Origin of the sequence: Limosilactobacillus albertensis (genome assembly GCF_014145555.1) — a bacterium.
Lineage (GTDB): Bacteria > Bacillota > Bacilli > Lactobacillales > Lactobacillaceae > Limosilactobacillus > Limosilactobacillus albertensis.
This window is the reverse complement of the sequence record NZ_JACIVD010000063.1, coordinates 1-15,288: the sequence shown is the minus strand read 5'-3', so window position 1 is coordinate 15,288 and position 15,288 is coordinate 1. Positions and strand designations below refer to the sequence as shown.

The 15,288-nt window shown below is 40.0% G+C and carries 16 protein-coding genes and 1 other RNA gene; all 17 read left to right on the top strand.

The features are described from left to right. Positions 1-90: 90 nt before the first annotated feature. The 17 genes from H5S41_RS06490 (at position 91) to galE (ending at position 15,151) form a co-directional block, all read left to right on the top strand. Positions 91-1,059 carry an IS30 family transposase gene (locus tag H5S41_RS06490; RefSeq protein WP_085720378.1) on the top strand — a complete coding sequence of 323 codons (969 nt, stop codon included), beginning with the start codon at positions 91-93 and terminating at the stop codon, positions 1,057-1,059. Positions 1,060-1,184: 125 nt separating this feature from the next. Beyond that, complete coding sequence (tadA, locus tag H5S41_RS06485) at positions 1,185-1,697, top strand: tRNA adenosine(34) deaminase TadA (RefSeq protein WP_182602747.1); 513 nt, start codon at positions 1,185-1,187, stop codon at positions 1,695-1,697. 35 nt (positions 1,698-1,732) lie between these two features. Then, an RNA gene (gene ffs / locus H5S41_RS06480) (signal recognition particle sRNA small type) lies at positions 1,733-1,830 on the top strand. A 173-nt stretch (positions 1,831-2,003) separates the two neighbouring features. Then, positions 2,004-3,833, top strand: a complete 1,830-nt coding sequence (dnaX, locus tag H5S41_RS06475) for a DNA polymerase III subunit gamma/tau (RefSeq protein ID WP_182602746.1) — start codon at positions 2,004-2,006, stop codon at positions 3,831-3,833. A 21-nt stretch (positions 3,834-3,854) separates the two neighbouring features. Then, complete coding sequence (locus H5S41_RS06470) at positions 3,855-4,163, top strand: YbaB/EbfC family nucleoid-associated protein (RefSeq protein ID WP_153710723.1); 309 nt, start codon at positions 3,855-3,857, stop codon at positions 4,161-4,163. 3 nt (positions 4,164-4,166) lie between these two features. After that, positions 4,167-4,769, top strand: a complete 603-nt coding sequence (gene recR, locus H5S41_RS06465; protein ID WP_003666331.1) for a recombination mediator RecR — start codon at positions 4,167-4,169, stop codon at positions 4,767-4,769. Positions 4,770-4,773: 4 nt separating this feature from the next. Next, entirely contained in the window at positions 4,774-5,022 is a 249-nt protein-coding gene (locus H5S41_RS06460; RefSeq protein WP_153710722.1) for a YaaL family protein, read from the top strand. A 9-nt stretch (positions 5,023-5,031) separates the two neighbouring features. Next, on the top strand, positions 5,032-5,673 hold the full coding sequence (tmk, locus tag H5S41_RS06455; protein ID WP_182602745.1) for a dTMP kinase: 642 nt from the start codon (positions 5,032-5,034) through the stop codon (positions 5,671-5,673). Between the two features lie 17 nt (positions 5,674-5,690). Continuing rightward, a complete protein-coding gene (gene darA, locus H5S41_RS06450; RefSeq protein ID WP_153710720.1) occupies positions 5,691-6,014 on the top strand; it encodes a cyclic di-AMP receptor DarA in 324 nt (107 codons plus the stop codon). Between the two features lie 13 nt (positions 6,015-6,027). Continuing rightward, complete coding sequence (holB, locus tag H5S41_RS06445) at positions 6,028-7,041, top strand: DNA polymerase III subunit delta' (RefSeq protein ID WP_182602744.1); 1,014 nt, start codon at positions 6,028-6,030, stop codon at positions 7,039-7,041. Positions 7,042-7,051: 10 nt separating this feature from the next. Beyond that, positions 7,052-7,402: a DNA replication initiation control protein YabA gene (locus H5S41_RS06440; protein ID WP_182602743.1), complete on the top strand. Its 351-nt coding sequence runs from the start codon at positions 7,052-7,054 to the stop codon at positions 7,400-7,402. Between the two features lie 8 nt (positions 7,403-7,410). Then, the gene (rsmI, locus tag H5S41_RS06435) at positions 7,411-8,277 is read left to right on the top strand and encodes a 16S rRNA (cytidine(1402)-2'-O)-methyltransferase (RefSeq protein ID WP_182602742.1); all 867 of its coding nucleotides are present in this window, start codon (positions 7,411-7,413) and stop codon (positions 8,275-8,277) included. 9 nt (positions 8,278-8,286) lie between these two features. Continuing rightward, entirely contained in the window at positions 8,287-9,045 is a 759-nt protein-coding gene (locus H5S41_RS06430) for an acyl-[acyl-carrier-protein] thioesterase (RefSeq protein ID WP_182602741.1), read from the top strand. Positions 9,046-9,314: 269 nt separating this feature from the next. Next, entirely contained in the window at positions 9,315-10,829 is a 1,515-nt protein-coding gene (locus H5S41_RS06425) for an exopolyphosphatase (protein WP_182602740.1), read from the top strand. 1 nt (position 10,830) lies between these two features. Beyond that, the gene (locus tag H5S41_RS06420) at positions 10,831-13,071 is read left to right on the top strand and encodes an RNA degradosome polyphosphate kinase (protein ID WP_182602739.1); all 2,241 of its coding nucleotides are present in this window, start codon (positions 10,831-10,833) and stop codon (positions 13,069-13,071) included. Between the two features lie 3 nt (positions 13,072-13,074). Continuing rightward, a complete protein-coding gene (locus H5S41_RS06415) occupies positions 13,075-14,046 on the top strand; it encodes a Ppx/GppA family phosphatase (protein ID WP_182602738.1) in 972 nt (323 codons plus the stop codon). 109 nt (positions 14,047-14,155) lie between these two features. Beyond that, positions 14,156-15,151: a UDP-glucose 4-epimerase GalE gene (gene galE, locus H5S41_RS06410; protein ID WP_182602737.1), complete on the top strand. Its 996-nt coding sequence runs from the start codon at positions 14,156-14,158 to the stop codon at positions 15,149-15,151. Positions 15,152-15,288: the final 137 nt, after the last annotated feature.

The window sequence follows — 15,288 nt, the reverse complement described above, 5'->3', positions numbered from 1 at the left end:
CGCCGTTTGTAAAATTAAGTTAGAAAAATAAAAAAGCCATTTGTGATAGACTTTTGAATAACCACAAACAAAAGTAAAGGAACATCACAAATGACTTATAAACATCTTACCACACGTGAACTAACCCTCATAGCTAATTTTTGGCACCAAGGTACGAAGGCTTATCAAGCTGCTAAACTGCTTAAACGAAGCCAAGAAACTATTTACCGAGTCTATCGATTTCTTGATAGCGGTAAGACCATTGCACAGTATCTTAAGGCTTACCAACGGAATAAGCAGCGTTGTGGTCGTAAGCAGGCTCAGCTAGCCAAGGATGAGATCAGCTACATCAATGAGCAGGTTAAAGCGGGCTGGACACCTGATACGATCATTGGTCGAGCAGAACGGACAATTAGCTGTAGTATGCGGACACTTTATCGGATGTTTGCTCGTGGACAGTACAATTTTGCCGTCCAGCAATTACCGATGAAAGGCAAGCGACACCCCAATGGCTATGTCGAACGACGTGGTAAGGCGGGGCATCTCGGTCGGAGTATTTACCAGCGATACCATGATTTTCCTCACTACCAACACGAGTTTGGTCACTTTGAAGCTGATACTGTTCAAGGAAAAGCTCATCGTGGTGCGGTCATGACCTTGGTGGAACGTCAATCTAAGGTGATGATTGTGCTTAACGTTCATCGTAAAACTGATGAAGCAGTTAACTATCACTTGGATAAATGGCTTTCTAAAATACCTCGTCATTTCGTTAAGTCGATTACCTTTGATAATGGTAAGGAATTCGCGGGCTGGCGTGAGATTGCCAATAAACATGATCTTCATACTTATTTTGCGGAGGTTGGAGCGCCCAATCAACGCGGCCTGAATGAAAACAATAATGGTATCTTACGTCGTGACGGTCTCAGTAAACGATTAGACTTCCGTAATTTACCAGATGAACTAATCACCCAGCTGATGCACAAACGAAATACTATTCCACGGAAGTCACTTCACTACCGCACACCACTTGAAGTATTCCTAAGTCACGTCACAGATGAACAGCTTTCAACATTTTTCTAATTTAAATTGACATTTCGGGTGATAAAATTTTTGAACAGGTGATTAGCAAAATTAATTAATTTGAAAAACTAATTTAGTATTATACACTGAATAGCAGGTGAATTTTAAGTAGTTGGAGAAAAATAATGGAAAAAAATAATTCATCATTGCTTGAACAGCAAAAATTTATGAAGTTAGCAATTGCGGAGGCAAGACAAGCTAAGATTTTAGATGAAGTACCAATTGGGGCAATCGTTGTTCATAACGGACAAGTAATCGGTCGCGGCCATAATATGCGCGAAAAATTTCAAGACGTAACTTACCATGCTGAAATGCTTGCAATTATGGAGGCTTGTACCAATATGGGAAGCTGGCGGTTAGAGGATTGTGACCTATACGTTACTTTGGAACCTTGTATTATGTGTAGCGGTGCAATTATAAATGCACGGATAAAGAATGTTTACTATGGGGCAGCGGATCCCAAGGCGGGAGCTGTTGATAGTTTATACCACTTATTAAATGATTCCCGTTTAAACCACCAAGTTAATGTTTATTCGGGGATCTTAGGCGATGAATGCAGCCAAATGTTAAAAAACTTTTTCCGTGAGATCCGGCGCCGACGTAAAGAAGCGCGGCGAAAAAATAGAACTAACCTCTAGCAATTTAAATAAAAATAGTGTATTATACTATTTGCCGTAAGGCCTTAGAGCAAGGGTATGCTTACGAACCGTGTCAGGTCTGGAAGGAAGCAGCACTAAGTATGATATACCTTGTGCTCTAAGTTTTATTGATAATAAAGCTGGAGATTGTGGAAATAATATTTTCACAGTCTCCTTTCTTTTTTCGTACTTCTTTTTATTTTAAAAATTTAGTTAAAATAATTAATATATATTTTAACTACTTTATATGCTTAATACCTAGTATAATATTTTATGGTATTTTAAATTTGGAAAGGGAGTCTAGCGATGAGTTATCAGGCATTATATCGTGTCTGGCGACCACAGCGATTCGATGATCTTGTCGGTCAACAGATTGTTACAAGAACCCTAAAAAACGCAATTATCACTCACCAGATAAGCCATGCATACTTGTTCGCTGGTCCGCGTGGTACTGGTAAAACCTCGGCAGCAAAAATCTTTGCTAAGGCGGTTAACTGTCATTATTCAAAAGATGGTGAGCCATGTAATGAATGTGATATTTGTAAGGCTATTACGAACGGTCAGCTAAACGACGTGATTGAAATCGATGCTGCGTCGAATAATGGGGTTGAAGAGATCCGCGATATTAGGGATAAGGCAAAATATGCCCCCACACAAGCGGATTACAAAGTTTATATTATCGATGAAGTACACATGCTTTCAATAGGGGCGTTTAATGCTCTATTAAAGACGCTTGAAGAACCACCGGCTAATGTTATTTTTATCTTAGCCACAACTGAACCGCATAAGATTCCGTTAACAATTATTTCGCGGGTTCAAAGATTCGATTTTCACCGAATTTCAGCACAAGATGCTTTTGATCGAATGAAATTTATTCTTGATCAAAAAAAGGTTACTTATGATGAAAAAGCATTATGGGTAATAGCAAATGCTGCTGAAGGGGGGATGCGGGATGCGTTGAGTATTCTTGACCAGGTTCTCTCTTTCAGTGATAATGAAGTAAAGCTAGACGATGCGCTGTTAGTTACTGGTAGTGTTACCAAACAATTGCTAAAAAAATACTTTTTAGAAGTTTGCAAACATGAGGGAGCAACCGCTCTTGATACCATGAAAGACATCTTAGCTGAAGGAAAAGACGGTCAACGCTTTATTGAAGATTTGATTTCTTTTATTCGTGATATTTTGTTATATCAGGAATCCCCAAGTCTGATTAGTGTTGAGAGTACCGGCCTAAAAAAAGAGGACTTTGAAGAACTAATACAGCTAGCATCTTCAGAGACTTTATATCAAATGATTGATGAGTTAAATAACATTCAAGAAGAGATGCGGTTTACAACTCATCCGGATGTATATTTAGAGGTTCTTACGATTAAACTGGCTCAGGTTAATCGTAAGAGTAATGGACAATTAACTGATCAGTCTACAGTCGATATTTCTAAAAACGAGACGATTGAAAAACTGCAACAGGAAGTTCAACAGTTACAACAAACCGTTAAGCAATTACAAAGCAGTCCTGCAAGGGCCAGTCGTCCAGTCTCGCGTTCACAAAACGAACAGCCGCGGGTTCAGCAAAAGAAAGTGCAGGTTAACCTTAATAAGGTTTATCCGGTATTGGAAAACGCCACTCGCCAAGACTTAATTAACGTTCGTGAATTATGGGGAGATATGTTAAATCTGCTATCTGTCCCCCAGCGTTCGTTATTACATGTTTCTCAGCCGGTTGCAGCTAGTGCGGTTGGAATAATTGTGGCATTTGACTATCCGTTTTTGTTCCAACAGGCTGCTGATGACACGACCTTGTTAAAGAATATGGAAGATGCGCTTCAGAGACTGACCGGCAATGAACGGCAGGTTGTCTTTGTACCAAAGGATAAGTGGCCGAAGATTCGCCAAGACTTTATCAGGGACCATGGTTTTAGCAAGAAACAAAAGGAAACAAAGGTATCTGAGCAAAATCAGCCAGCAGCTGCCAAGACTACCAGTCAAACGCAAGCTGCCTCAGCCATCTCTCCTGAAGAACCACCTCTACCTCCAGAAAATGAGGCACCGGCAGAACAAGAGACGGTGCAAGATAACCAGGTAGCGACAGCGCAAAAGTTATTTGGCAGTGATATTGTTAAAATAGAAGATAATTAAATATAAAGGATGGATGATACTATGATGCGTGGAATGAATATGCAACAAATGATGAAGCAAGCTAAGGCAATGCAAAAGAAAATGATGGCAGAACATGAAGAATTGGCAAAGCAAGAATTTGTTGGTAAGGCACCGGATGATATGGTAACTGCTACTTTTAGCGGCGACAACCAATTAGTTGACTTAAAGATTAAGCCGGAAGCTGTAGACCCAGATGATATTGATATGTTGCAAGATTTAGTAATTGCTGCTGTTAAGGATGGAATGAAGCAAGTTAATGAAGCAACACAGCAAAAACTTGGTAAGTACACACAAGGTATGGGGTTGTAAAAAGTGATCCAGTATCCAGAACCGCTAGCAAAATTAATCGAAAGTTATACTAAGTTACCGGGAATTGGTCAAAAAACAGCTACTCGTCTTGCCTTCTATACCTTAAGTATGCAGGAAGATGATGTGACAAACTTTGCTAAGTCGCTTTTATCTGCTAAAAGGGATCTTCATAATTGCAGTATTTGTGGCAACATTACAGAAGACGATCCGTGTCCGATTTGTCGCGATAAGACCCGTGACCATTCACAAATTTTGGTTGTTGAACAGTCGCAAGATGTAATGGCAATGGAACGGATGCATGAATACCACGGCTTGTATCATGTCCTGCATGGCGTAATTTCGCCGGTTGCCGGCACTGGGCCAGAGGATATAAACATTACTAGCTTACTCAAGAGATTGAAAAAGGATGATGAGGTAAAAGAAATCATCATTGCTACTAATGCTTCATCTGATGGTGAGTTAACAGCTGGGTACCTTGCTAAATTAATCAAACCTGCCGGAATTAAAGTTACGCGATTAGCACATGGATTATCAGTTGGTGCTGATATTGATTATGCAGATGAAATGACATTATTTAAGGCTGTGCAAGGGCGAACGGAGATGTAAAAGAATGTTTTTTAAACGACCATCAAAAGAAGTTGAGCGTGAACGAAATCGTCGTCTCTTAGAAGCGGTATATTCTACAAAGGCGAGTTGGGATCATGCACGTGAGACTGAACGTGCAGTATACGAAGCAAATGTTAATAGTGAGCTGCATTATCGGTCGCGGATTCAGGAGCAGAAGTTTTTATACCTGTATAAGATTGCTCGTAAATTTAAAGTGCATGGTACGCTGAATGATGGGGTAATTGATCGCTAGGAGAGAAACATGGACGGAAAATTTATATCATTCGAAGGACCGGATGGTGCAGGCAAAACGAGTGTTATTCGGCAAATTCAAGAAGACCTTGAACAACGGCTAGGTAAAGAAAAGGTAATGTATACACGTGAGCCAGGTGGTAACAAGATTTCTGAGCAAATTCGACAAGTATTATTTGATGGTCAAAATACTGATATGGATGCTCGAACAGAAGCATTACTTTTTGCGGCAGCACGACGACAACATATTGTTTCAGAAATAATTCCAGGCTTAAAAGCGGGGAAAATAATCCTATGTGATCGGTATGTAGATAGTTCAATCGCTTATCAAGGTGCAGGCCGCGGTCTTGGAGAACAAGAGATTTGGCAGATTAACCAATTTGCTATCAATGGGTTAATGCCAGAACTAACAATTTATCTTGATATCGAATCGAAACTTGGCCTTGAACGAATTGCTGAGCATCGGTCTGATCAAGTTAACCGGTTAGATAAAGAAAAACTTACTTTTCACCAGACTGTCCGTCAGTCGTATTTGAAGCTTTATAATGCCCATCCAGACCGAATCAAGTTGATTGATGCAAGTCAACCGTTAGCAAATGTAATTAAAGACGTAAAGATGACAATTCATGACCGGTTTTCAGATTTGTTTTAATAAAAAGGGTGATTAATATGAAAATGATTATTGCAATTGTTCAATCAAAAGACAGCAATCGTTTACGGAAGGCATTTAATAAAGCAGAAATCCACGTTACGCAGTTATCAACAACTGGTGGCTTTTTACGTGAAGGTAACTCAACATTTTTAATTGGGATTGAAGACGAGCGTGTCCAAGATGTATTGGCTGTAATTAAAAAGAATGCGGAATCACGTGAACAATATGTTACATCACAAATGCATATGGACGTTGAAGGTGGTTCGGCCTTTCCTGTTAATGTTAAGATTGGCGGGGCAACGGTCTTTGTTTTACCAGTTGAAGATTTCATTAAATTTTAAGTAGGTGAGATGGGTGGCTGAACAAGAACGAACACGTGCTGAACAACTACAGCCAACGATAATTACACGCTTTCAAAAGATATTATCTAACGGTGAGCTTGCCCATGCCTATTTGCTGGTAGGTCCGGGAGGCTCAGGCAAGATGTCTATTGCGAAGTGGTTGGCGTTGCGTTTATTTTGCTTACATCCGCAAGATAATGAGCCGGATCTGGTATGTGCTGAGTGTCAACGAATATTGTCGGGCAACCATCCTGATATTGTCTATGCAGCTCCAGAAGGTCGGCAGATAAAAGTTGATGAGATTCGGCGTTTAAAAGCTGAATTTTCTAAAAGTGCAGTTGAAGGTAATAAAAAGGTTTTTATTATCAGAGATGCTGACAAAATGACTAATGGGGCTGCTAATAGTCTCCTTAAATTTATTGAAGAACCCGGTCCCGGTATATATATTTTGATGTTAACAACTAATAAAAGTGCAATATTACCGACAATCCGATCACGGACACAAGTAATAGAGCTTCCGCCATTGAAAAGGGCTGCATTATTAAAGGTATTAGCCGAACATGATATACCGGCAACACAGCGTCAGATTGCAGTAGGGATTACGGATTCGGTAGCAACTATTGAACAGTGGCAGCAAGATAATTGGTTTGATGATACGATAAGAGCTATTATTCAGTGGTATAAAGATACTGGAAAGGCTGATATGCTAGGCTTCGTTGATGTTCAGACAATTTTATTAAAGCTGGCAGCTGATCGGGAAAAACAACAGGTTATCCTTGATCTTATTACTTTGATTTGGCGGGACACCTTAATGGTTAGTACAGGTGTTACGGCTACTGACCGTCTCCACTTTAGTAATGCATTGGCTACGATCCAAGAAGTAGTAAAGAAGTACTCTTCTGCGCAGTTATTAGCAGTTAGTCAAGCAACCTTAGAGACGCGTCATATGTTAGAGCAAAATATTAGTTTTCAAAATGTTGTTGAACAGTTAACAATTCGGCTTGTGCAAATCTTAAGCATTAGTTAGGGGCGAGAAGATGAGTGAAGAATACAATTCGGATAATCTTTATGAACAATTTGCGCAGGTAATGGGCCAAACACAGGATTTAGTAAAAAAGATGGAGCAGTTACAGGCAAAAATTATTGCTATTTCTGAAGAAAATGTTGAGCTTTCAATTGAAAATAAGCATTTAAGACAAGTTATAAAAGAAAATCAGCCACAGCGTAATAAGGATCAGCTTTCTGTTTCTCGTCAAAACTTAAAAGAGCTTTACCAACAGGGCTTTCACGTATGTAGTGAATACTATGGTAAAAGACTAGAACCGAATGAATCGTGTACTTTTTGCCTTGATGCAATTTTTGGGCATGATCAGGGAATGATGAACTAGGAGATTTTATGCAGCAAATTAGTAGTTTTAATGAACATCAATCGGGAAGCCTATATCTTGTACCAACGCCAATCGGCAATTTGGAGGATATGACCTTTCGTGCAATCAAGACCTTAAAAGAAGTTGATTTGATTGCTGCTGAAGATACTCGGCACACCCAGCAACTGTTGAATCATTTTGATATTACAACTCGCCAGATTAGTTTTCATGAGCATAATACTGAACAGCGGGTCCCAGAGTTGATTAAAAAATTAAAAGCCGGTTACTCTATTGCACAGTGCAGCGATGCGGGAATGCCATCGATTTCTGATCCCGGAAAAGAGTTGGTCGTAGCTGCTGTAAAAGAAGGGTTACCGGTTATTCCGCTTTCTGGCGCGAATGCTGGTTTAACAGCACTAATTGCCTCGGGCTTAGTTCCGCAACCGTTTTATTTCTTCGGCTTTTTAGAACGTAAGCACCAACAGCAGGTCGCAGCGCTTGAAAAGTTGAAGAATCGTGAAGAAACGATGATTTTTTACGAAGCGCCACATCGATTAAAGAAGACATTGATGACGATGACAGAAGTCTTTGGGGGAGAACGCCGTGTAGTTTTAGCCCGCGAACTTACTAAACGTTATGAAGAATTTACCCGCGGTACCTTAGCTGAAGTATCTACGTGGTTTGATAGCCATCAGCCACGTGGTGAATTTGTAGTTTTGGTAGCTGGAAATGATCATCCAGCTGAAGAACAAAATGATGATCTGCAGCTGTCGCTAACTGAACAAGTAGATAAAGCAGTTCTAAATGGTTTGTCTACTAATGCGGCTATTAAACTTGTGGCTAAGAAAAATAATATAAAGCGGCAAGAATTATATAAACAATATCACCAATTGTAGGAGAAAATTATGGAACTAAAGCAGGGAACGCAAACTTATGAGATGTCTCACTTATTAACGTATTATGAGTGTGATGAAACCGGTCATCCTAGTATGAGTATGTTATTAAGTATGATTTCGATGGCCTCAGATGAACATAGTATGTCGTTAGGGATGGGCATTGAAAAAGTTCAGGCAACTGGCGGTACGTGGGTAGTAAGCGGGTATGAAGGACAGCTTGCCGAACAACAACCCGTTTTTGGTGAAACTATTATTTTAGGAACACGAGCTGTTGCATATAATCGTTTCTTCGCTGTTCGTGAATTTTGGATAACAGATAAAGAGCATAATATTGAGTATGCACGAATTAAAGCCATTTTCGTTTTTATGAATTTAAAAACTAGAAGGATGGAATCAATTCCAGCAGCCTTAATTGAGCCATTTCGTTCACCAATTGTTAAACGAATTCCGCGATTGAAGCGTCCGCAAAAGTTAAATGAAGAGGCGCCGATTGTGGAAAGAGATTACCGTGTCCGTTATTTTGACCTTGATGCCAACCACCATGTTAATAACGCCCGCTACTTTGATTGGTTGCTTGATCCGCTCGGCCGTAATTTCTTGAAAACACATCGGTTGAAAAAATTTAACCTCCAGTATTTACAGGAAGTTCGCGATGGTGAAAAGATTGATAGTAAGGTTAATAAAATGATAGAAAATCAAAAAATAACCTGTCATCAAATCAGTTCTGATAACCAAATTGATGCGATTGCCCAAATTGAATGGTATTAAAAGTAAATAAAGAATGAGGACGTGATAGAAGCCGTTTGGGAATTCATTATCACGTTCCAGTAGTATTTAAAAAACACAAATAGACCTCTAGAGTTCGGTTCTATCGGACTTTAGGGGTTATTTTATATGCACTCGGAAAGATTAACATTTTTGTTGCGATTGATGACTACTTTAAGCTTGTTGGTCAATATCTGAGTGGTTTGATGTAGAGACATTTATGTGAAGATGTTATTCTATGAATAGTAGTAATTTATGAGGAGTGAGTTGACGTGAAAAGATCATTAACGGCAATAATTTACCTCGAACCCGATCAGGTAAATTTACGAATTATAGAAGTTCCAACACTTAAAGTCGTGAATAATGTTCAATCGGGTCTCTTAAATATTGGGAAAACCAAGGTTGCCAACTATTCGGAAAATATGTCGGCAATTGTTAATAATATTGAGGGATTTAAGCAGATTATTAAGGATTATCAAGCAACTCCCGTAAAATTTTATGGCGATCTTGAAGACCTTGATCCAGTGGCAACCCGTTATGTGGCCGACCAATTAGAGGTACGGACGGGAATGAAGATTGAATGGTTGAATAATAATCAGTTAATGGCGCAATCAATGAGTTATCTCCTAACCCTATTGCCGGAGTTTACTAAACTGAGCAAGCATAATATGTACTTATTAAGCATTGGTCTTAGTTCAACAACTTTGGCATACTTCCATCATGGGAGTTTTGAGCGTGCGTGGGATATAGACCTGGGGAACGCAAAAATTAGTCATTTAGTAAACCGTCTTCGTAAGACAGCTACAAATCCGACTGAAATTATTCAAGACTATATTAGCAGTAAATTGGAATATCTAACTCCAGAATTAACCAAGAAAAAACATACAGTGATGATGATTCAAAACGCACTGTCACTTAATAAGCTATTTTTACCTCATAATCGTCAAATTGCGGAAGTTCCGCTTGATAAATTCCATGAAGACTATCAAAAAATTCTTTCTCCCGTAAAAGATGGTTTGATCAAAAATATTCAGATTGATGATCAGCAATTTGAATTATTACTGCCAAACTATTTAGTAACGGCCCGGACTGTTAGGTTAATCCAACCAGCAGGAATATATGTTACAGATATCTCAACAATGGATGGGATTTCTCACGGGATCGGTGTCAATAATGATCAAACAAGACGACAAATCAACGAAATGATTAGGACAGCTGCTGATAATATCTCAGAACGGTATGGGGTTGATTCAGCTCACCGTGATTTCGTTACCAATTTTTCACTTCAATTTTTCGATCAGTTACGCCCGATTCACCGTTTAGGTCAGCATGAGCGGTTACTATTAGAGATTGCTAGCCGAATTGATGATATTGGTAATTTTATCAACCAACGGGGACACTATCGGCATTCGGCATATATTATGGAAACAACGCCGCTAATTGGTCTTTCAGATAAGGATAATCGAATCATTGCAGAAGTTGCTCGGTACCATAGTGCGGAATCACCAGATATCAGTCAGGCCCATTACCGGCACCTTGATGATGAAATTCAGATGCCGGTAGCTAAATTGGCCGCTATTTTACGGTTGGTTGATGCGTTAGATGACTCACGATTGCAAAAAATCTCGAGTATTAAATTAAAACTTGTTGGTGATAGTAAGTTAATTATTAAAGCAACGGCGAATGACGACCTAGTGCTTGAAAAATGGTCCTTTAGTCAAAAATCACAATTATTTAGGGATGTATATGGGATTCAGCCGGTTTTAACTGAGAGGAGTGATCTTTAATATGTACAAGGATTTTTATAAGCCACAAAATTATGTTAATCGAGAATTGAGCTGGATTGATTTTAATGGTCGCGTATTAGGTGAAGCAACGGACACCGCAAATCCATTATTAGAACGGGCCAACTTTTTGGGAATTACCCAGAGTAACGTGGATGAATTCTTTATGGTGCGGGTGGCTTCTTTGCATAAACTCGCTGCTGCTAATGTTACCACCACAGACGCGTCGGGTTTAACACCAGAGGAACAACTAGATGCGGTAAATGAAAAAGAACACCGGATGGTTAAGCAACGCTATGAAGTATATAACCAGCAGATTATACCTGAACTTGCTAAAAATGATATTCAGATTTTGCATGTGCGGGACCTAAATGAAAAGCAGTATGAATTTATTCGTCGTTACTTTAATGATGAATTGATGCCCGTGTTAACCCCGATGGCGGATGATGCTTCACGCCCATTTCCGTTCATTTCAAATAATTCTTTAAACATTGCCGTGCAACTTCGCCGGCGAACTCAACCAACGGCTCATCTGGAAGAGGCGATTCTAGAAGGCGATCAAGAAGTTCACCGTCCGCAAGCAGAACCACATGATGATCGTCAAGAGGCGGATATTAAATTTGCAACGGTCCGGGTTCCAGAAATTTATAAGCGGCTAGTTCGGTTACCCGGAGAAAATAATTTTATTTTAATTGATGAGATTATTACTGAATTTTTAGTGGCGCTTTTCCCTGGTTATGAGATCTTAGCAACGGCTTCGTACCGGGTAATGCGGGATATGGATTTAGATGTGGCAGAGGAAGATACCTCTGATTTGCTACGTGCGGTAAAACACCAGTTACGTGAACGGGAACACGGTCAGGTAATGCGGCTAGAAGTTCCCCAATCAATTGACGATTGGTTAAAAGAACAACTGATTGATAACTTACATGTAAGCGAACGATCCCTATATGAGGTTGATGGACCGGTAGATTTAACATTTTTGAAGAAGTTATCAGGGATGGTCGATGGACATGATGATTTGCGCTATCCGCCATATAAGCCATACCTTAATCCAGAATTAGATATGGAACATAATATTTTTAATTCAATCCGTCATAAAGATTATTTAATGCAACACCCTTATGACAACTTCCAAGCGGTGGTAAACTTTATCCATCAAGCGGCTGTTGATCCTGATGTATTAGCGATTAAGATGACGCTTTACCGGGTATCAGGCAATTCCCCAATTATTAAATATTTAGGGATGGCAGCGCAGCAGGGAAAACAGGTAACGGTTCTTGTTGAAGTTAAAGCCCGTTTTGATGAACAGAATAATGTTCGATGGGCGCAACGGCTTGAACAAATGGGCTGTCACGTTATCTATGGACTAGTAGGACTCAAAACACACTGTAAGGTTGCACTGGTTATCCGGCGGGATGAAGATGGCCTTCGTCGGTATATGCACCTCGGAACCGGTAATTACAATGATGTCACGGCTCATTTCTACACCGATATGGGGCTGTTTACATGTGATCATGAACTGGGAATTGATATGACAAACCTGTTCAATATGCTATCCGGTTTTGCCCGCCCAGCTTACTTCAATGAGCTGCGAGTTTCTCCTGATGGGATTCGGACTTTTATCAATGCAAAAATTGATGAGCAGATTGAAAATGCGAAGAACGGTAATCCAGCCTTAATTCGGATGAAAATGAATTCATTGTCGGATAAACAAATTATTGCCCGCCTATATGATGCGGCTGCTAATGGCGTCAAGGTTGAATTGCTTATTCGGGGGATTACTTGTTTACGCAATGATCTCCCAGAGATTCATAACAATATCGAAGTTCATTCGATTGTCGGTCGGTTCCTTGAACACTCACGAATCTATTACTTTAAGAGTAATGGTCATGAAGAGGTTTATCTTGCTAGTGCGGATATGATGACGAGAAATCTTAATCGGCGGGTTGAAGAACTTTATCCGGTAAACCAGCCTGACACAAAAGCACATGCAATTCATATTTTTGATGTGATGTGGAAAGATAATGTTAAAGCCCGTAAACTCGTTGGTGATCATTATGAACGGATTGATCGTGGGAATGCAGCTCCTTTTAGCTCCCAAGAGTACTTTGTCAAACAAGCGATGAAGTTAAATGAACAGGAGAAAAAGGAAAAAAAGGCTAAAAAGCATTTTTCCTCAGTTTTTGAGACTTTGACTCGCCACGTATCAAGCCTGCACTTAGATGAACGAAAGGATGAATAGTTTATGGGCAAAGAGCAACATCTTGCAATTCTTGATTTGGGATCAAATTCAGTTCGGCTTAAAATAACACGGATCCAAGGTGCCGGTAATTATGAAACCGTTCAATATGAAAAAAGGTATGTTCGTCTTGCATCGAATATGGGGCCGGAGAAAATACTTAAGCCTGCGCCAGTAAAGCGAACAATTGTGGCACTAAAAGAGTTTCGGACAATTTGTGATCAATATCAGAATAAAAATTTGATAATTATTGCGGTTGCGACGGCGGCTGTTCGTCAAGCGCAGAACCAGCTTCAATTCATTGAAAAAGTGCGACGGGAAACAGGCTTTGATATTCGAGTAATTAGTGGTGAACGAGAAGCCTACCTTGATTATGTTGGCGTTAGTAAAACACTGCCGATTGACAAGGGCATCATTATTGATACCGGCGGGGCAAGTATGGAGTTGATCTCAGTTAATAATGGCGAGGCTGAAGAGACTGTTAGTATCCCAATCGGGTCTGTCAGCATCTCACAAACATATCACCTTGATGATAAGATTAATCCGGCCGATCTTTTTGATGCGATGGTTAGAATTGACGAGGTTCTTTCACAGCAACTGTGGCTTAATCGCATGCGCCAGACTAAGATTATTGCGTTAGGCGGTTGTAACCGTGCGTTGGCCAAAGTATACCGTTGGCAACAGGCGCTTAATCCAGAGACGGTCAGCCCAGTGCATGGTTTGACAATGCGGTCAGAAGAAGCCTTTTTAATTATGCGGCAGTTATTAGAGGTTGACCGCCAGACACGCGCGGGGATTCGAGGAATTACTAAAGTTCGGGCTGATGTAATCGTCGGGGGTCTCCTTCCGTTAATCTCATTGATGCGGCAATTATCAATTGATGAAATTAGTTTTAGTAACAGCGGGCTAAGAGAAGGTATTTTATTTAAATACTTAGACCAGCAAATTAATTTTGAACAGTTAAAATCGTCACTATAATAATCATAGTTAAATTTTTACTTTATTTTACTAAATTTTACTGATTAGTGATGGTGAAACTGTGCTACAATCACTATGAAAGCTTTAGTTCGATCAAGGAGGAAACAAGATGTCAATTTTAGTTGCTGGTGGTGCCGGATATATCGGTTCCCATATGGTAAAAGACCTTATTGAACACGGTGAAGATGTAGTAGTTGCTGATAACTTATCAACAGGTCACCGTGATGCAATTAATCCTAAGGCTAAGTTTTATGAGGGCGATATCCGTGATCGTCAATTCTTAGATAAGATTTTTGATAATGAAGATATTACAGCAGTTGTTCACTTTGCTGCTTTCTCAATCGTTCCTGAATCAATGAGCAAACCATTGAAGTACTTTGATAACAATACTGGCGGAATGATCACCTTGCTAGAAGCAATGCATGATCATGATATTAAGTACATCGTCTTTAGCTCAACTGCTGCTACTTATGGTGTTCCTGAACACATGCCGATCAAGGAAACTGATCCGCAAAAGCCAATTAACCCATATGGCTTGAGTAAGTTAATGATGGAAGAAATGATGGCATGGGCGGACAAGGCTTATGGTATTAAGTTCGTTGCTCTCCGTTACTTTAATGTTGCCGGGGCGGCGCCAGATGGTACGATTGGTGAAGATCATGGCCCAGAAACCCACTTAGTACCGATCATTCTTCAAGTTGCTCAGGGTAAGCGGAAAGAATTGAGTATCTTTGGGGATGACTACAACACGCCAGATGGTACTAACGTGCGGGATTATGTTCACGTTATGGACTTAGCAGATGCGCATATCCTTGCGATCAAGTATCTTAAGGAGGGCAACAAGAGTAATGCATTTAACCTTGGTTCATCTACCGGGTTCTCAAACAAGCAAATGCTAGAAGCTGCTCGTGAAGTTACTGGTGAACCAATTCCGGCAAAGATCGCACCACGTCGTCCTGGAGATCCTGACTCATTAGTTGCCGCTAGTGATAAGGCTCGTAACATTCTTGGCTGGGATCCAAAATATGATGATGTTCATGACATTATTGCTACTGCTTGGAAGTGGCACTCTACTCATCCAAAGGGTTATAACGATCGCGACTAATAAATAGGAAGGAATATTGTGGGTATACACTTTCTGGTATTGATACAAAATCAATGCCAGTTTTTTTGTACGCAAAAAGGACAACTGCTGCCCTTATGTTGTACAATCAATTCACCACAAAAATCATGTAAAGAAGG

Coding starts and splice junctions, on each gene's coding strand:
- H5S41_RS06490 (WP_085720378.1), top strand. CDS start 91: ATGACTTATAAACATCTTACCACACGTGAACTAACCCTCATAGCTAAT.
- tadA (WP_182602747.1), top strand. CDS start 1,185: ATGGAAAAAAATAATTCATCATTGCTTGAACAGCAAAAATTTATGAAG.
- dnaX (WP_182602746.1), top strand. CDS start 2,004: ATGAGTTATCAGGCATTATATCGTGTCTGGCGACCACAGCGATTCGAT.
- H5S41_RS06470 (WP_153710723.1), top strand. CDS start 3,855: ATGATGCGTGGAATGAATATGCAACAAATGATGAAGCAAGCTAAGGCA.
- H5S41_RS06460 (WP_153710722.1), top strand. CDS start 4,774: ATGTTTTTTAAACGACCATCAAAAGAAGTTGAGCGTGAACGAAATCGT.
- tmk (WP_182602745.1), top strand. CDS start 5,032: ATGGACGGAAAATTTATATCATTCGAAGGACCGGATGGTGCAGGCAAA.
- darA (WP_153710720.1), top strand. CDS start 5,691: ATGAAAATGATTATTGCAATTGTTCAATCAAAAGACAGCAATCGTTTA.
- H5S41_RS06440 (WP_182602743.1), top strand. CDS start 7,052: ATGAGTGAAGAATACAATTCGGATAATCTTTATGAACAATTTGCGCAG.
- rsmI (WP_182602742.1), top strand. CDS start 7,411: ATGCAGCAAATTAGTAGTTTTAATGAACATCAATCGGGAAGCCTATAT.
- H5S41_RS06430 (WP_182602741.1), top strand. CDS start 8,287: ATGGAACTAAAGCAGGGAACGCAAACTTATGAGATGTCTCACTTATTA.
- H5S41_RS06420 (WP_182602739.1), top strand. CDS start 10,831: ATGTACAAGGATTTTTATAAGCCACAAAATTATGTTAATCGAGAATTG.
- H5S41_RS06415 (WP_182602738.1), top strand. CDS start 13,075: ATGGGCAAAGAGCAACATCTTGCAATTCTTGATTTGGGATCAAATTCA.
- galE (WP_182602737.1), top strand. CDS start 14,156: ATGTCAATTTTAGTTGCTGGTGGTGCCGGATATATCGGTTCCCATATG.